At 51.1% G+C, this 17,692-nt stretch carries 18 protein-coding genes; 12 read left to right on the forward strand and 6 right to left on the reverse strand.

Going from position 1 to position 17,692, the window contains the following annotated elements; translation table 11 throughout:
- Positions 1-88: 88 nt before the first annotated feature.
- The 9 genes from cvpA (at position 89) to rpnB (ending at position 8,198) form a co-directional block, all read left to right on the forward strand.
- Positions 89-577 carry a colicin V production protein gene (gene cvpA, locus BEB54_RS00585; protein ID WP_105277543.1) on the forward strand — a complete coding sequence of 163 codons (489 nt, stop codon included), beginning with the start codon at positions 89-91 and terminating at the stop codon, positions 575-577.
- A gap of 36 nt (positions 578-613) precedes the next feature.
- On the forward strand, positions 614-2,131 hold the full coding sequence (gene purF, locus BEB54_RS00590; RefSeq protein ID WP_000334213.1) for an amidophosphoribosyltransferase: 1,518 nt from the start codon (positions 614-616) through the stop codon (positions 2,129-2,131).
- 94 nt (positions 2,132-2,225) lie between these two features.
- Positions 2,226-2,795, forward strand: a complete 570-nt coding sequence (ubiX, locus tag BEB54_RS00595) for a flavin prenyltransferase UbiX (RefSeq protein ID WP_000825697.1) — start codon at positions 2,226-2,228, stop codon at positions 2,793-2,795.
- A gap of 264 nt (positions 2,796-3,059) precedes the next feature.
- Entirely contained in the window at positions 3,060-3,842 is a 783-nt protein-coding gene (gene argT, locus BEB54_RS00605) for a lysine/arginine/ornithine ABC transporter substrate-binding protein ArgT (RefSeq protein ID WP_000748239.1), read from the forward strand.
- Positions 3,843-4,059: 217 nt separating this feature from the next.
- The gene (gene hisJ / locus BEB54_RS00610) at positions 4,060-4,842 is read left to right on the forward strand and encodes a histidine ABC transporter substrate-binding protein HisJ (protein WP_000737621.1); all 783 of its coding nucleotides are present in this window, start codon (positions 4,060-4,062) and stop codon (positions 4,840-4,842) included.
- Between the two features lie 89 nt (positions 4,843-4,931).
- Positions 4,932-5,618 (forward strand): histidine ABC transporter permease HisQ, encoded by a 687-nt coding sequence (gene hisQ / locus BEB54_RS00615; RefSeq protein WP_024225221.1) that lies wholly within the window; start codon positions 4,932-4,934, stop codon positions 5,616-5,618.
- Entirely contained in the window at positions 5,615-6,331 is a 717-nt protein-coding gene (locus BEB54_RS00620) for an ABC transporter permease (protein WP_000569957.1), read from the forward strand. Before hisQ ends, BEB54_RS00620 begins: the two co-directional genes overlap by 4 nt.
- Positions 6,332-6,338: 7 nt before the next feature.
- Positions 6,339-7,112 (forward strand): histidine ABC transporter ATP-binding protein HisP, encoded by a 774-nt coding sequence (gene hisP / locus BEB54_RS00625; protein ID WP_001293612.1) that lies wholly within the window; start codon positions 6,339-6,341, stop codon positions 7,110-7,112.
- Positions 7,113-7,307: 195 nt separating this feature from the next.
- Positions 7,308-8,198, forward strand: coding sequence for a recombination-promoting nuclease RpnB (rpnB, locus tag BEB54_RS00630; protein ID WP_000156119.1), 891 nt, complete (start codon positions 7,308-7,310; stop codon positions 8,196-8,198).
- 47 nt (positions 8,199-8,245) lie between these two features.
- Here rpnB and BEB54_RS00635 read toward each other — a convergent pair whose 3' ends face one another.
- From BEB54_RS00635 to yfcG, 3 genes are read right to left on the reverse strand one after another with little or no spacing between them, the layout of a single operon-like run.
- A complete protein-coding gene (locus BEB54_RS00635) occupies positions 8,246-9,139 on the reverse strand; it encodes a TIGR01777 family oxidoreductase (protein WP_105277542.1) in 894 nt (297 codons plus the stop codon).
- 20 nt (positions 9,140-9,159) lie between these two features.
- Positions 9,160-9,522, reverse strand: coding sequence for a dihydroneopterin triphosphate 2'-epimerase (folX, locus tag BEB54_RS00640; protein ID WP_000068457.1), 363 nt, complete (start codon positions 9,520-9,522; stop codon positions 9,160-9,162).
- Positions 9,523-9,578: 56 nt separating this feature from the next.
- On the reverse strand, positions 9,579-10,226 hold the full coding sequence (gene yfcG, locus BEB54_RS00645; RefSeq protein WP_105277541.1) for a GSH-dependent disulfide bond oxidoreductase: 648 nt from the start codon (positions 10,224-10,226) through the stop codon (positions 9,579-9,581).
- 135 nt (positions 10,227-10,361) lie between these two features.
- Here yfcG and yfcF point away from each other — a divergent pair, with 135 nt between their 5' ends.
- The 3 genes from yfcF to yfcD are packed head-to-tail and all read left to right on the forward strand — an operon-like array spanning position 10,362 to position 12,213.
- Positions 10,362-11,006, forward strand: a complete 645-nt coding sequence (gene yfcF / locus BEB54_RS00650) for a glutathione transferase (protein ID WP_000042440.1) — start codon at positions 10,362-10,364, stop codon at positions 11,004-11,006.
- 55 nt (positions 11,007-11,061) lie between these two features.
- Entirely contained in the window at positions 11,062-11,613 is a 552-nt protein-coding gene (gene yfcE / locus BEB54_RS00655) for a phosphodiesterase (RefSeq protein ID WP_000772452.1), read from the forward strand.
- 57 nt (positions 11,614-11,670) lie between these two features.
- On the forward strand, positions 11,671-12,213 hold the full coding sequence (yfcD, locus tag BEB54_RS00660) for an NUDIX hydrolase YfcD (protein WP_000437935.1): 543 nt from the start codon (positions 11,671-11,673) through the stop codon (positions 12,211-12,213).
- A 32-nt stretch (positions 12,214-12,245) separates the two neighbouring features.
- Here yfcD and yfcC read toward each other — a convergent pair whose 3' ends face one another.
- From yfcC to ackA, 3 genes are all read right to left on the reverse strand, one after another.
- The gene (gene yfcC / locus BEB54_RS00665) at positions 12,246-13,766 is read right to left on the reverse strand and encodes a putative basic amino acid antiporter YfcC (protein WP_032184700.1); all 1,521 of its coding nucleotides are present in this window, start codon (positions 13,764-13,766) and stop codon (positions 12,246-12,248) included.
- 189 nt (positions 13,767-13,955) lie between these two features.
- Positions 13,956-16,100: a phosphate acetyltransferase gene (gene pta, locus BEB54_RS00670; RefSeq protein ID WP_000086716.1), complete on the reverse strand. Its 2,145-nt coding sequence runs from the start codon at positions 16,098-16,100 to the stop codon at positions 13,956-13,958.
- A gap of 74 nt (positions 16,101-16,174) precedes the next feature.
- On the reverse strand, positions 16,175-17,377 hold the full coding sequence (ackA, locus tag BEB54_RS00675) for an acetate kinase (protein ID WP_000095712.1): 1,203 nt from the start codon (positions 17,375-17,377) through the stop codon (positions 16,175-16,177).
- Positions 17,378-17,692: the final 315 nt, after the last annotated feature.

Raw genomic sequence — 17,692 nt, forward strand, 5'->3', positions numbered from 1 at the left:
CGGGAAGGAAATCCCTACGCAAACGTTTTCTTTTTCTGTTAGAATGCGCCCCGAACAGGATGACAGGGCGTAAAATCGTGGGACACATATGGTCTGGATTGATTACGCCATAATCGCGGTGATTGCTTTTTCCTCTCTGGTTAGCCTGATCCGCGGCTTTGTTCGTGAAACGTTATCGCTGGTGACATGGGGTTGTGCTTTCTTTGTCGCCAGTCATTACTACACTTACCTGTCAGTCTGGTTTACGGGCTTTGAAGACGAACTGGTTCGAAATGGGATTGCCATCGCGGTACTGTTTATCACGACACTGATCGTTGGTGCTATCGTGAACTTCGTGATAGGTCAGTTGGTTGAGAAAACCCACCTGACGGGCACCGACCGGGTGCTGGGCGTCTGTTTCGGTGCGTTGCGCGGTGTGTTGATTGTTGCTGCCATTCTCTTCTTTCTCGACTCCTTTACCGGGGTGTCGAAAAGCGAAGACTGGAGCAAATCACAGCTGATCCCGCAGTTCAGTTTTATCATCAGATGGTTTTTTGATTATCTGCAAAGCTCGTCAAGTTTCTTGCCCAGAGCGTAAGTGCTCTGAGATGTGGCTTAACGAGGAAAAAGACGTATGTGCGGTATTGTCGGTATCGCCGGTGTTATGCCGGTTAACCAGTCGATTTATGATGCCTTAACGGTGCTTCAGCATCGCGGTCAGGATGCCGCCGGCATCATCACCATTGATGCCAATAACTGCTTCCGTTTGCGTAAAGCGAACGGGCTGGTGAGCGATGTATTTGAAGCTCGCCATATGCAGCGTTTGCAGGGCAATATGGGCATTGGTCATGTGCGTTACCCCACGGCTGGTAGCTCCAGCGCCTCTGAAGCGCAGCCGTTTTACGTTAACTCCCCGTATGGCATCACGCTTGCCCACAACGGCAATCTGACCAACGCTCATGAGTTGCGTAAAAAACTGTTTGAAGAAAAACGCCGCCACATCAACACCACTTCCGACTCGGAAATTCTGCTTAATATCTTCGCCAGCGAGCTGGACAACTTCCGCCACTACCCGCTGGAAGCCGACAACATCTTCGCCGCCATCGCCGCTACAAACCGCTTAATCCGCGGTGCGTATGCCTGTGTGGCGATGATTATCGGCCACGGTATGGTGGCTTTCCGCGATCCTAACGGTATTCGTCCGCTGGTACTGGGAAAACGTGATATCGACGACAATCGCACAGAATATATGGTCGCTTCCGAAAGCGTTGCGCTCGATACCCTGGGCTTTGAGTTCCTGCGTGATGTCGCGCCGGGTGAAGCGATCTACATCACTGAAGAGGGGCAGTTGTTTACCCGTCAGTGCGCTGACAACCCAGTCAGCAATCCGTGCCTGTTCGAGTATGTTTACTTTGCCCGTCCGGACTCGTTCATCGACAAAATTTCCGTTTACAGCGCGCGTGTGAATATGGGCACCAAGCTGGGCGAGAAAATTGCTCGTGAATGGGAAGATCTGGATATCGACGTGGTGATCCCCATTCCGGAAACCTCGTGTGATATCGCGCTGGAAATCGCGCGTATTCTGGGCAAACCGTACCGCCAGGGCTTCGTTAAAAACCGCTATGTTGGCCGCACCTTCATCATGCCTGGCCAGCAGCTGCGTCGTAAGTCCGTGCGCCGTAAACTGAACGCCAACCGCGCCGAGTTCCGCGATAAAAACGTCCTGCTGGTCGACGACTCCATCGTCCGTGGCACCACTTCTGAGCAGATTATCGAGATGGCACGCGAAGCCGGAGCGAAGAAAGTGTATCTCGCCTCAGCGGCACCGGAAATTCGCTTCCCGAACGTTTACGGTATCGATATGCCGAGCGCCACGGAGCTTATCGCTCACGGTCGCGAAGTAGATGAAATTCGCCAGATCATCGGTGCTGACGGGTTGATTTTCCAGGACCTCAACGATTTGATCGAAGCCGTTCGCGCTGAAAATCCGGATATCCAGCAGTTTGAATGCTCGGTGTTCAACGGCGTTTACGTCACCAAAGATGTTGATCAGGGCTACCTCGATTTCCTTGATACTTTACGTAATGACGACGCCAAAGCCGTGCAACGTCAGAACGAAGTGGAAAATCTCGAAATGCATAACGAAGGATGATGCCTTCGCTCAGGGTGCCGGTCTGGCACCCTGACTTGCAACTCCCGCCGAAATCCTGCAAAGTCTGCCTGCAAGTCTGACAGGGCAACTATTTATGAAACGACTCATTGTGGGCATCAGCGGTGCCAGCGGCGCGATTTATGGCGTACGATTATTACAGGTTCTGCGCGATGTCACAGATATCGAAACGCATCTGGTAATGAGCCAGGCGGCGCGCCAGACCTTATCCCTTGAAACGGATTTCTCCCTGCGTGATGTGCAGGCATTAGCCGATGTCACGCACGATGCGCGCGATATTGCCGCCAGCATCTCTTCTGGTTCTTTCCAGACGTTGGGGATGGTGATTTTACCCTGTTCAATCAAAACCCTGTCCGGCATTGTGCATAGCTATACGGATGGCTTACTGACCCGTGCAGCAGACGTGGTGCTGAAAGAGCGTCGTCCGCTGGTGCTCTGCGTACGTGAAACACCGCTGCACTTAGGCCACCTGCGTTTAATGACTCAGGCGGCGGAAATCGGTGCGGTAATTATGCCTCCCGTTCCGGCATTTTATCATCGCCCACAATCCCTTGATGATGTGATAAATCAGACGGTTAACCGTGTTCTTGACCAGTTTGCGATAAATCTACCCGAAGATCTCTTTGCCCGCTGGCAGGGCGCATAACTCCACTGTTGCCCTGTTTCAGGGCAATTTTGCAACCGCGATCAAATCCTCAACATTTTGTTCCTGCCATTCAATCTAAACGCTGCGATCCAACCGCCATACCTGCTATCTTCAACTTCAGGACAATAATGCAACGTCTTATTAACATATTTTACATTGAATGTTGCTGCTGTCGGTAAGATGGCATAAGACCTGCATGAACAAGCCTGCAAACACACAACACAATACACAACATAAAAAAGCCATTTCACTTGAGGGTTATGTATGAAGAAGTCGATTCTCGCTCTGTCTTTGTTAGTCGGTATCTCCGCAGCGGCTTCCAGCTATGCGGCGCTGCCGGAGACGGTACGTATCGGAACCGATACCACCTATGCACCGTTCTCATCGAAAGATGCCAAAGGTGACTTTGTTGGCTTTGATATCGATCTCGGTAACGAGATGTGCAAACGGATGCAGGTGAAATGTACCTGGGTTGCCAGTGACTTTGACGCGCTGATCCCCTCACTGAAAGCGAAAAAGATCGACGCCATTATTTCGTCGCTCTCCATTACCGATAAACGTCAGCAGGAGATTGCCTTCTCCGACAAACTGTACGCCGCAGACTCTCGTCTGATTGCTGCCAAAGGTTCACCGATTCAGCCAACGCTGGATTCACTGAAAGGTAAACATGTGGGTGTGCTGCAGGGATCAACCCAGGAAGCTTACGCTAACGAGACCTGGCGTAGCAAAGGCGTGGATGTGGTGGCCTATGCCAACCAGGATTTGGTCTATTCCGATCTGGCTGCAGGACGCCTGGATGCCGCACTGCAGGATGAAGTGGCGGCCAGCGAAGGTTTCCTCAAGCAACCAGCCGGTAAAGAGTTCGCTTTTGCTGGCTCATCAGTGAAAGACAAAAAATACTTCGGTGACGGCACCGGTGTCGGGCTACGTAAAGATGATGCTGAACTGACGGCTGCGTTTAATAAGGCGCTTGGCGAGCTGCGTCAGGACGGCACCTACGACAAGATGGCGAAAAAGTATTTCGACTTTAATGTCTACGGTGACTGATACGTCGCAGGGAAGCTGTACCTGATGGAATGATCATGGTGCACGCCAGGTTTGTTGCACTATCGTGGTGCATTAAAATGCATACTTAAGCATTTTTAATGAAAAATAATACATCTAACGGGGCGGGATATTTTGCCTTGATGGTCAATTTTATGGCACGATAAGTGTAACAAACCTGTAAATATTCCCTATAAAAAGACTGTCAGTTGAGGACATTATGAAAAAACTGGTGCTATCGCTCTCTCTGGTTCTGGCCTTCTCCAGCGCAACGGCGGCGTTTGCTGCGATTCCGCAAAACATCCGCATCGGTACCGATCCGACCTATGCGCCATTTGAATCAAAAAATTCACAAGGTGAACTGGTTGGCTTCGACATCGATCTGGCGAAGGAATTGTGCAAACGCATCAATACGCAATGTACGTTTGTCGAAAACCCGCTGGATGCGTTAATCCCGTCCTTAAAAGCGAAGAAGATTGACGCCATCATGTCATCGCTTTCCATTACGGAAAAACGTCAGCAGGAAATTGCCTTCACCGACAAACTGTACGCTGCCGACTCTCGTCTGGTAGTGGCGAAAAATTCCGACATTCAGCCGACAGTCGAGTCGCTGAAAGGCAAGCGCGTAGGCGTATTGCAGGGCACCACCCAGGAGACGTTCGGTAACGAACACTGGGCACCAAAAGGCATTGAAATCGTCTCTTATCAGGGGCAGGACAACATTTATTCTGACCTGACTGCCGGACGTATTGATGCCGCATTCCAGGATGAGGTCGCCGCCAGCGAAGGTTTCCTCAAACAACCCGTTGGTAAAGATTACAAATTCGGTGGCCCGTCTGTTAAAGATGAAAAACTGTTTGGCGTAGGTACCGGCATGGGTCTGCGTAAAGAAGATAACGAATTGCGCGAGGCACTGAACAAAGCCTTTGCCGAAATGCGCGCTGACGGTACTTACGAGAAATTAGCGAAAAAGTACTTCGATTTTGATGTTTATGGTGGTTAATCGCCATCGGTGAAAGAAAGCCCGCTCCCTTCGGGTAACCGGAGGGAGACAAGAGGCGGTAATTCACCACACACGACAGGACAGGCTGCATGTTGTATGGGTTTTCAGGTGTTATTTTACAGGGTGCGCTCGTCACGCTGGAGCTGGCGATCAGCTCTGTAGTGCTCGCTGTAATCATCGGTTTAATTGGCGCTGGCGGTAAGCTCTCGCAAAATCGGCTTTCGGGCCTTATTTTCGAAGGCTACACCACGCTGATTCGTGGCGTGCCGGACTTGGTGTTGATGCTGCTGATTTTCTACGGTTTGCAGATTGCACTAAACACGGTGACGGAGGCGATGGGCGTCGGGCAGATTGATATCGATCCGATGGTCGCTGGTATTATTACTCTCGGTTTTATCTACGGTGCTTATTTTACCGAAACGTTCCGTGGCGCGTTTATGGCTGTGCCGAAAGGGCATATAGAGGCGGCGACGGCGTTCGGTTTTACTCGTGGGCAAGTGTTTCGGCGGATCATGTTTCCGGCGATGATGCGTTACGCCCTGCCAGGCATTGGCAACAACTGGCAGGTGATTCTCAAATCTACCGCTTTGGTTTCGTTACTCGGCCTGGAAGATGTGGTCAAAGCCACGCAACTGGCAGGCAAAAGTACCTGGGAACCGTTCTATTTCGCCATCGTCTGTGGCGTGATTTATCTGGTTTTCACCACCGTTTCCAATGGTGTGCTGCTGTTCCTTGAGCGCCGCTACTCCGTGGGTGTGAAGAGGGCTGAGCTGTGATCGAAATCTTACATGAATACTGGAAACCACTGCTGTGGACCGACGGTTATCGCTTTACTGGCGTGGCGATCACCCTGTGGCTGCTGATTTTGTCGGTTGTGATAGGTGGAGTTCTGGCGCTGTTTCTGGCGATTGGTCGCGTCTCCAGCAATAAATACATCCAGTTTCCAATCTGGTTATTTACCTATATTTTTCGCGGTACACCGCTGTATGTTCAATTGTTGGTGTTCTATTCCGGCATGTACACGCTGGAGATTGTTAAGGGTACCGAGTTCCTTAACGCCTTTTTCCGCAGTGGCCTGAATTGTACTGTGCTGGCGCTGACGCTTAACACCTGTGCTTACACCACCGAGATTTTTGCCGGAGCAATCCGTTCGGTACCGCACGGAGAAATTGAAGCCGCCAGAGCCTATGGCTTTTCGACCTTTAAAATGTATCGCTGCATTATTTTGCCTTCAGCGCTGCGTATTGCGTTACCGGCCTACAGTAATGAAGTAATCCTGATGCTGCACTCTACTGCGCTGGCGTTTACGGCCACGGTGCCGGATCTGCTGAAAATAGCCCGTGATATTAACGCTGCCACGTATCAACCTTTTACCGCCTTCGGTATCGCCGCGGTGCTCTATTTAATCATCTCTTATGTCCTGATCAGTCTGTTCCGCAAAGCGGAAAAACGCTGGTTGCAGCATGTGAAACCTTCTTCAACGCACTGAGAATACGATGTCCGAGAATAAATTAAACGTTATCGATTTGCACAAACGCTACGGCGAACACGAAGTGCTGAAAGGGGTCTCACTGCAAGCGAATGCCGGTGATGTCATAAGTATCATCGGTTCGTCGGGATCGGGGAAAAGTACCTTTCTGCGCTGCATTAACTTCCTCGAAAAACCGAGTGAAGGATCGATCGTCGTTAACGGCCAGACGATCAATCTGGTGCGCGATAAAGACGGTCAACTTAAAGTCGCCGATAAAAATCAGCTGCGCTTACTGCGCACACGCCTGACGATGGTATTCCAGCACTTCAATCTCTGGAGCCATATGACGGTGCTGGAAAACGTCATGGAAGCGCCGATTCAGGTGTTAGGCCTGAGCAAGCAGGAAGCGCGCGAGCGGGCGGTGAAGTATCTGGCGAAAGTCGGGATAGACGAACGTGCGCAGGGGAAATACCCGGTGCATCTGTCCGGTGGTCAGCAACAGCGTGTTTCCATCGCGCGGGCGCTGGCGATGGAACCGGAAGTTTTACTGTTTGATGAACCTACCTCGGCGCTCGATCCTGAACTGGTAGGCGAAGTGCTGCGTATTATGCAGCAACTGGCAGAAGAGGGAAAAACCATGGTGGTGGTGACTCACGAAATGGGCTTTGCTCGCCATGTTTCTACTCACGTCATTTTTCTCCATCAGGGGAAAATAGAGGAAGAAGGCGCGCCGGAGCAGTTATTTGGCAACCCGCAAAGCCCTCGTCTGCAACAGTTCCTTAAGGGATCGCTGAAATAATTCCCCCTCCGGTGGCTAACGCTGCCGGAGTATTTCATGGGTAATTTGCGAGTCCGCTTCCGCTGAAATGTAAAAGTTGCAGTCCGCTAAAAATACTTCTGAATTCGCTGTCCAAAGATAAAAACTGCCTGCTGCATTGGGTGTAAATCGTGGTTATTGTCGCGTCATCTTAAATTTGAGGGGTGACGGAACGCCATGACAATATCGACAACTTCCACGCCGCATGATGCGGTATTTAAATCTTTTTTACGCCATCCAGACACCGCGCGGGATTTTATTGATATTCATCTTCCCGCGCCGCTGCGCAAACTGTGTGATTTAACGACGCTCAAACTGGAACCAAACAGTTTTATTGATGAAGACCTGCGGCAATATTATTCCGACCTCTTGTGGTCTGTGAAAACGCAGGAGGGAGCAGGTTATATTTATGTGGTGATAGAGCACCAAAGTAAGCCGGAAGAATTAATGGCTTTTCGCATGATGCGCTATTCCATTGCGGCGATGCAAAACCATCTTGATGCGGGCTATAAAGAGCTTCCATTGGTGATCCCCATGCTATTTTATCATGGTTGCAGAAGCCCTTATCCTTATTCACTCTGCTGGCTTGATGAATTTGCCGAGCCTGCGATAGCCCGCAAAATATATTCATCAGCATTTCCGCTGGTGGATATTACCGTGGTGCCGGATGACGAGATTATGCAACATCGCAAAATGGCGCTGTTGGAGTTAATTCAGAAACATATTCGCCAGCGCGATCTGTTGGGATTAGTCGATCAAATTGTTTCGCTGCTAGTTACAGGGAACACTAATGACAGACAGCTAAAAGCCCTGTTTAATTACGTATTACAAACGGGGGATGCCCAGCGTTTCCGTGCATTTATTGGTGAGATAGCGGAACGAGCACCACAAGAAAAGGAGAAACTGATGACCATTGCTGACAGATTACGTGAAGAAGGCGCAATGCAGGGCAAACACGAAGAAGCTCTGCGTATTGCTCAGGAGATGCTGGAAAAAGGATTTGACCACGAAGTCATCCTGACGCTGACCCGACTTTCACCAGACGACCTTATCGCGCAAAGCCACTAATCCTGTAACACCGGGAATTAACTGGCGGATGTTTGCAGTACACCACATCAGTGAACAACATCCGCCAGCGCCTCTTCTAAATCGTACCAGCGAAACGCAAAACCCGCTTCTTCCAGCCTTTTGGGCAAAGCCCGTTGTCCACCTAATACCAGTACTGAAGATTCGCCCATTAACAGCCGAATGGCGGTCGCAGGGACGCGCAAAATGGCCGGACGATGCAGTGCATGACCGAGCGCATGGGCAAATTGTTCATTGCGTACCGGGTAGGGCGAAACCATATTAAACGGCCCGCGCAGCTCGTTATCCAGCAGCCAGAGAATACCGTTGACCATATCATCGATATGAATCCAGGCCAGATACTGCCGACCGGAGCCAATCGGCCCGCCCAGGCCAAGACGAAACGGCGGCAGCATTTTACCGAGGATCCCGCCGTCCGGTGCAAGCACCACGCCGGTACGCAGCAGGCACACACGTGTTTTGTCGCTTTGCGCCCGACAGGCAATCTCTTCCCAACGAGCGCAGAGTTTGTGGGTAAATTCGTTATGCGGCGGTTCCTCTTCAGTAACCACCACTTCACCTAAGTCGCCATAATAGCCCGTTGCCGAACCGGAAATGAGTACCGACGGCGGCGTGTCGCTGGCATTAATCAAATCGACCAGTTTTTGCGTGATATTCCAGCGGCTTTGGCAGAGACGCTCTTTTTGCTCGTGAGTCCAGCGTTTATCAGCAATCGGTTCTCCGGCCAGGTTGATTACCGCATCAACGCCGTTGAGGTTACTTTGATCGGCAAGCCCTTGCCATAGTGTCACCCGGGGGCCGAGAACGGAACTGGCTTTCTGCGGGTTACGCGTCACTACCGTGATTTGATGGCCCAGATCCAGCAAACGCGGAATCAAATGGCGACCAATTAATCCCGTCCCTCCGGTGATCACTATGTTCATGCAGCCTCCCGATATGGCGGTTAACGCTGCCAGCTTAAGGTCATGGATACCGAATCAGCGTAGCGCAGCGCGTGCAGTTTATCGATCTCTACTTCAGCATACGTTACCCAGTGATGTTCACGTGCGATATCGAGCACATCCTGAGTTAATTTCTCCAGCAAAGAGAAACGGTTATTCTCTACGTGCTGAATAATGTTTTTCGTTACGGTGCGATAATTCAGCGCATCGTTGATATCTTCGCTGGTGCGCGCTTTATCGGCGGGGTAGTGGATCGTCACGTTGATAACTATATCCTGACGGTTGTTAATTTCTTCTTCCTTAATTCCGATAAACGTACGTAAACGAAGGTTCTTTATACGAATAATAGCGGCAGGTTGTGCCATTGCAGGTTCTCCGTTGTTTTACTTAGGATTAAATAATACACGAGAACCTGTTTCTGTTAACTATCCGAACGCTCATCACTGAGTTGTGCTTTTAGCAGTGCCTGCCCGGTGGCAGGGCGCGAACGGATCCGCTCATGCCAGTTCTTAACTGCAGGATACATTGCGAGGTCAATGCGCTGGCGAGTCCAGGCATTAACCCACGGCCAGCAGGCAATATCCGCAATGCTGTAATTTTCTCCGCCCAGCCAGGGCGAGTTTTCCAGCCGCTTGTTCAGCACGTGATACAGACGCTGAGTTTCAACTTGATAACGTTCAATAGCGTAAGGAATGGTTTGTGGTGCAGCGTGATTAAAATGATGATTTTGCCCAAGCATCGGCCCCAGCCCGCCTACCTGCCAGAATAGCCACTGTAATGTGGTGGCGCGTTCACGCATTTCATGACTCAAAAAGAGTCCCGTTTTCTCCGCCAGATACAACAATATGGCCCCGGACTCAAAGAGGCTTAACGGTTCGCCGCCATCGGCTGGGGAATGATCAACAATTGCCGGAATTTTGTTGTTAGGCGAAATGCGCAAAAATTCCGGGTGAAACTGGCCACCTTTCCCCAGGTCTACCTTAATCAAGCGATAATCCAGTCCTGCCTCTTCGAGAAACAACGTAATTTTGTGACCATTTGGCGTCGGGGCGAAATAGAGATCGATCATTGCAGCTCCGGTTGTCTAATCATCTGAACACCACAAGTATAGAAAGCGCGACGACTTGCGTGAGTATTCGTCACGTGACAGTGACAAAAAGGCTCTATAGTTTGATAGCAAGCCCCCTTTATTGCCGAGGACATAATGAGTAAACCCGCTATCACGCTTTGGTCAGATGCCCATTTTTTCTCCCCTTATGTGTTATCCGCCTGGGTGGCGTTGCAGGAAAAAGGCCTGTCGTTTCATATCAAGACCATCGACCTCGACAGCGGTGAACATTTGCAGCCGACGTGGCAAGGTTACGGTCAGACACGCCGTGTGCCGTTATTACAAATCGATGATTTTGAGTTGAGTGAATCTTCTGCCATTGCGGAGTATCTGGAAGATCGATTTGCGCCACCGACCTGGGAACGCATTTATCCGCTTGATTTAGAAAATCGTGCGCGTGCACGACAGATTCAGGCCTGGCTGCGTAGCGATTTGATGCCCATCCGCGAAGAACGTCCGACGGATGTTGTCTTTGCGGGTGCGAAAAAAGCGCCATTAACGGCGGAGGGAAAAGCCAGTGCAGAGAAACTGTTCGCGATGGCAGAACATTTGTTAGCACTGGGTCAGCCGAATTTATTTGGTGAATGGTGCATTGCCGATACGGATCTGGCACTAATGATTAACCGCCTGGTACTACATGGCGATGAGGTGCCAGAACGCCTGGTGGATTATGCGACATTCCAGTGGCAGCGAGCGTCTGTCCAGCGTTTTATTGCTCTTTCGGCGAAGCAATCTGGCTGATAGCAACGACAGAATCCAGTATCATAGCTTACGTTTTTTCGACGAGGAGTGAGTGATGAAACTGATGTTTGCATCGGACATTCATGGGTCGTTACCGGCGACGGAACGTGTTCTGGAGTTGTTTGCCCAAAGCGGTGCCCAGTGGCTGGTGATCCTTGGCGACGTGTTGAATCACGGCCCGCGTAATGCTTTACCGGAGGGTTACGCGCCAGCCAAAGTCGCTGAACGGCTTAATGAAGTGGCACATAAAGTTATCGCTGTGCGCGGCAACTGCGACAGCGAAGTGGACCAAATGCTGCTGCATTTCCCGATAACCGCGCCGTGGCAACAGGTATTACTGGAAAAACAACGTCTGTTTTTGACGCATGGTCATCTATTTGGCCCGGAAAATCTGCCTGCTTTAAACCAGAACGATGTGCTGGTTTACGGTCATACCCATCTGCCAGTGGCAGAACAGCGGGGGGAGATATTCCACTTCAACCCCGGCTCGGTGAGTATTCCGAAAGGCGGTAATCCGGCGAGTTATGGCATGCTGGATAATGACGTACTGAGTGTAATCGCACTCAATGATCAAAGTATCATTGCGCAGGTCGCGATTAATCCGTAATTTACCCACAACTCAAAATGCGCCGTAAGAGCGCCAGAAAAAGAAGGTTTCCTGATAATGGAACAGCGTCGTTTGGCAAGTACTGAATGGGTGGATATTGTCAATGAAGAGAATGAAGTCATTGCACAAGCCAGCCGGGAACAAATGCGGGCACAGTGTCTGCGTCATCGTGCAACTTACATCGTCGTGCATGATGGCATGGGCAAAATTCTGGTCCAGCGTCGTACCGAGACAAAAGACTTTTTACCCGGCATGTTAGATGCGACCGCAGGCGGTGTGGTCCAGGCCGATGAGCAATTGCTGGAGTCCGCGCGTCGCGAAGCGGAAGAAGAGTTGGGCATTGCCGGTGTCCCCTTTGCCGAGCATGGGCAGTTCTATTTCGAAGATAAAAATTGCCGTGTCTGGGGCGCGTTATTCAGTTGTGTCTCGCACGGTCCCTTCGCCCTACAGGAAGATGAAGTCAGTGAAGTTTGCTGGCTGACGCCGGAAGAAATCACCGCACGCTGCGATGAGTTCACTCCAGACTCGCTGAAAGCGCTGGCGTTGTGGATGAAGCGCAATGCCAAAAATGAAGCCGTAGAGACTGAAACGGCAGAATGAAAAAAGAGCCGCAATTGCGGCTCTTAACATTTTTAGTGGTAGCCCATCAACTGAGCACCGATAACCACGACGCTGGACATAATAAACAGCAGTCCAAGCAGTGTCGCGCCCACCTTCAGCCAGTTACGGAAGTCCACCCGACAAACACCGAGCGTTGCCATTAACGAAGCTGAGGTCGGGTAAATGATGTGACTGAAGCCATCACCAAACTGGAACGCCAGCACGGTAACCTGACGGTTAACACCGACCAGATCGCCAAGCGGTGCCAGTAACGGCATGGTTAACGCCGCCTGACCAGAACCGGATGTCACGAAGAAATTAAATATCGCCTGGAAGAGCAACATAAACCAGGCTGCAACTGCGTTATCCAGACCGCTAATGGCATTGGCAATGCTGTTTAGAATGGTATTTAACACACTGGCATCACCTGCTTCACCGTTACCGACCAGCAACAAAATCCCTTTGGCGAAACCCACCAGTAGGGCAGGGGCGATCATCATTCGCGCCCCTTCGGTGAAGGATGAAGCCATGGTATTAACCGTCATACCGTTTAGGCGGAAAACAACGCCGATGATGCCAATAACTAGCCCCATCGTGAAGAACTGGCTGGCTATTTCTGGAATAAACCAGGCATTGACGATAACGCCCCAAATTACCCAGATCATGACGGCGGTTAAAACAATCAATACCAGCCAGTCACCAAAGGTAAATGGACGCTGTTCTACATCCGCCTGTTTTTCGCGGAAGAAACGATCGGACTCATGAACGCGTGACAACAGCGGATTCTTTTTCACCCGCGAGGCGTACACCATAGTGAAGACCAGACCAATCAGAGTAGAGATTACCCATACCACGATGCGCAAACCGGAGCCAGAAAGCACCGGAACACCAGCGATCCCCTGAGCAACAACCACACAAAACGGGTTCATCCACGAACTGGCAAAACCGATTTGCGTGGCGATATAAGTCACCAGGACGGTGGTAATACTGTCATAGCCCAGCCGGACCATTAGCGGTGCGATGATAATGGCAAAGGCGACGGCCTCTTCCCCCATACCAAATACCGCGCCGCCAAGTGAAAAGAGAATAAACAAGGCAGGGATAAAGAGAATTTCATTCCCGCGTGTATGCCGAATAAGTGCCAGGATGCCGTTATCAATGGTTCCTGTACGCATCACGATGCCAAACGCGCCGCCAATCACCAGCATAAACATGATGATGCCAACGGCTGTCCCGTATTTCGATCCTGAGGTTAATCCTTCAAACGGGAAATTCATCAGGCCCGGGCGTTCATCGCCCGTCGAGAACAGTTGCACGCGGTGATACTCAGGTTCGCCCGCCTCGTTAGTCAGAATGCGAAATGAGTGCGGATCTACGACTTTGCGTGTTTTTGTTTGACCATCAACCTGATACTGCACTTCCTGACTGTCAAACATCCCCACCGGAACTACCCAGGTGGCAAGGCTGGTTAAAATAGCAACAAAAAAGATAATCACCAGCGTATCGGGCATTGCCCATCTTCTGGTTGGTTTGGATTCAGTGATTGCGGACATAGCGCAGATATTCCCTTGCACAAAACAAAGTGGTAAGTATGCAAAGTGAGATGGCGCAATTCATTGATGCAGCGCAGTTAAGCAAGATAATCAGAAAGGATTAATGCAAATTAAGAGAATAAAAAACCGGAAATAGTGACTATTTCCGGTTCAGGTATCCGCAGCGCAAAGCTGCGGATGATGACGAGATTACTGCTGCTGTGCAGACTGAATAGCAGTCAGCGCGATGGTGTAGACGATATCGTCAACCAGTGCGCCACGGGACAGATCGTTAACCGGCTTGCGCATACCCTGCAGCATCGGCCCGATGGAGATCAGATCGGCAGAACGTTGTACCGCTTTGTAAGTGGTGTTACCGGTGTTCAGATCCGGGAAGATGAACACGGTAGCGCGACCAGCAACCGGAGAATTCGGCGCTTTGGATTTCGCAACGTCAGCCATTACCGCAGCGTCGTACTGCAGCGGACCGTCGATCATCAGGTCAGGACGTTTTTCCTGCGCCAGACGAGTTGCTTCGCGAACTTTCTCTACGTCGCTACCTGCACCAGAAGTACCGGTGGAGTAGGAGAGCATTGCAACGCGCGGTTCGATGCCGAAGGCAGCGGCGGAATCAGCGGACTGAATCGCGATTTCTGCCAGCTGTTCTGCGGTCGGATCCGGGTTGATCGCACAGTCACCGTAAACGTAAACCTGTTCCGGCAGCAGCATAAAGAACACGGAAGATACCAGGGAGCTACCCGGTGCAGTTTTGATCAGCTGCAGCGGCGGACGAATGGTGTTTGCGGTGGTGTGAACAGCACCGGAAACCAGACCGTCAACTTCATCCTGTTCCAGCATCAGCGTACCGAGAACCACGTTGTCTTCCAGCTGTTCGCGGGCAACGGTTTCGGTCATGCCTTTGTTCTTACGCAGTTCAACCAGGCGGCCAACATAGCTTTCGCGAACCACTTCTGGATCGACAATTTCAATGCCAGCACCCAGTTCTACGCCCTGAGATGCTGCAACGCGGTTGATCTCAGCCGGGTTACCCAGCAGTACGCAAGTTGCGATACCACGTTCAGCACAGATAGCGGCTGCTTTAACGGTACGCGGTTCGTCGCCTTCCGGCAGCACGATACGTTTGCCCGCTTTGCGCGCCAGTTCGGTCAGCTGATAACGAAAGGCTGGCGGAGACAGACGACGGCTGCGCTCAGAGGTGGCAGTCAGAGAGTCAATCCAGTCAGCGTTGATGTAGTTAGCAACGTATTCCTGAACTTTCTCGATACGCTCGTGATCGTCAACCGGAACTTCGAGGTTGAAGCTCTGCAGGCTCAGAGAAGTCTGCCAGGTGTTAGTGTTCACCATAAATACCGGCAGGCCGGTAGCGAAAGCACGCTCGCACAGTTTGGAAATGCGCGCGTCCATTTCGTAGCCGCCAGTCAGCAGCAGGGCACCGATTTCTACGCCGTTCATGGCAGCCAGGCAAGCTGCAACCAGTACGTCAGGACGGTCTGCGGAAGTTACCAGCAGAGAACCGGCACGGAAGTGCTCCAGCATGTGCGGAATGCTGCGTGCGCAGAAAGTGACGGATTTAACGCGGCGAGTATTGATGTCGCCTTCGTTGATGATGGTGGCGTTCAGGTGGCGAGCCATATCGATCGCACGGGTCGCGATCAGATCAAAGCTCCACGGCACCGCGCCGAGAACCGGCAGCGGGCTGGATTCTTGCAGCTTCGCCGGATCAACATTGTTTACTTTTGCTTTGGAAGAGTCGTCGAAAATCTCGGACAGATCCGGGCGAGTACGACCCTGTTCATCAACCGGTGCGTTCAGTTTGTTAACGATAACGCCAGTGATGTTGGTGTTTTTTGCACCACCGAAGCTGTTGCGAGTCAGTTCGATACGCTCTTTCAGCTGTTCCGGGGTGTCAGTGCCCTGAGACATAACGAAGACGATTTCCGCGTTCAGCGTTTTAGCGATTTCGTAGTTCAGAGACTGGGCAAACTGATGCTTACGTGTCGGGACCAGACCTTCAACCAGAACGACTTCAGCGTCTTTGGTGTTAGCGTGGTAGTTCGCGACGATCTCTTCCATCAGCACATCTTTCTGATTGCTGGAAAGCAGACCTTCAACGTAGCTCATTTTCAGCGGTTCAGCGGCTGTCGTGGTGGAAGAGTTCGCACGCACGATAGTCGTGGTCTGATCGGGCGCATCGCCACCGGTACGCGGCTGAGCGATAGGTTTGAAAACGCTCAGACGAACGCCTTTGCGTTCCATTGCACGGATCACGCCAAGGCTGACGCTGGTCAGACCGACGCTGGTTCCGGTAGGGATCAGCATAATAATACGGGACACGGTTTATCCTCTTTCGTTACCGCCGGTTTGGCGGGTTACAAAACAGCACCGCCAGCTGAGCTGGCGGTGTGGAATCAGGCGGTCAAGCGGCAGGCGTCTTGCGCGATAACCAGCTCTTCGTTGGTCGGGATCACAACAGCAGGGCGGGTGCCTTCTTTGTTGATGAAACCAGATTTGCCGAAACGTGCAGCCAGGTTGCGCTCATGATCAACTTCAAAGCCCAGCACGCCCAGTTTGCCCAGAGACAGTTCACGAACCATCGCGGCATTTTCACCGATACCACCGGTGAATACAACAGCGTCCAGACGACCATCCATCAGCGCGGTGTAGGCACCGATGTATTTCGCCAGACGGTGGCAGTAAACGTCCATTGCGCGCTTCGCGTCTTCTTTTGTCGCGTAGTTGTCTTCAACATAACGGCAGTCGCTGGTGACTTCGGTCAGACCCAGCAGGCCAGACTCTTTGGTCAGCATTTTGTTGATTGCGTCAACGCTCATGCCCAGAGTGTCGTGCAGGTGGAAGATGATCGCAGGATCGATATCGCCAGAGCGAGTACCCATTACCAGACCTTCCAGCGGGGTCAGACCCATAGAGGTGTCAACGCATTTACCGTTGCGGATAGCAGAAACGGAACCACCGTTACCCAGGTGGCAGGTGATGATGTTCAGCTCTTCTACCGGTTTGTTCAGCATTTTTGCCGCTTCCTGGGTTACATAGAAGTGGCTGGTGCCGTGCGCGCCGTAACGACGGATGCCATGCTCTTTGTACAGGTTGTACGGCAGGGCGTAGAGGTAAGACTCTTCCGGCATAGTCTGGTGGAACGCGGTGTCAAATACAGCAACGTTTTTGTCTTTCAGCTGAGGGAAAGATTTCAGTGCTTCTTCGATACCGATCAGGTGAGCCGGGTTGTGCAGCGGTGCAAAAGAAGCTGCATCTTTGATACCCTGAATAACAGACTCATCGATCACTACGGAGCTGGTATACTTTTCGCCGCCGTGTACGATACGGTGACCGATAGCGGTCAGCTGCGCAGACAGTTCTGGTTTTTGTGCCAGAATAGTATTAACGATAAAGTTGAGCGCTTCGCTGTGAGCGGCGCCTGCACCTAAAGCCGCTTCCTGTTTATTGCCGTCCATTTTCCATTTGATACGTGCTTCGGGCAGGTGGAAACATTCGGCTAAACCAGAAAGGTACTCTTCACCATTCACTGCATCGATGATTGCAAATTTCAGTGAAGAACTACCGCAGTTCAGAACCAGTACTAACTTACTCGACATGGAAGTACCTATAATTGATACGTGGCTAAAAAAACGTCAGGGAGCCATAGAGCGTAGCGCATGATGACACTGACATTTATGATTAACATCATGCACTGCAAATTTTTTTTGCATGATGGAAGAAATATCTTGAGTCTATGCCATTTTGCGTAATTTTCAGCCAATGGCATAATGTATATGAATTTGACGACTCAATGAATATGTACTACTTAGGCCTTCAGGCTGCTAAAGGATACCTGATAGTGGGTATGGAAGACAAAATGTTTTGAACGTTGTCCCGCTGAGTTGTGAATTTGCACAAATTTTTGAATATTT

Origin of the sequence: Escherichia sp. MOD1-EC6021 (assembly GCF_002965245.1) — a bacterium.
Classification (GTDB): Bacteria; Pseudomonadota; Gammaproteobacteria; order Enterobacterales; family Enterobacteriaceae; genus Escherichia; species Escherichia coli_F.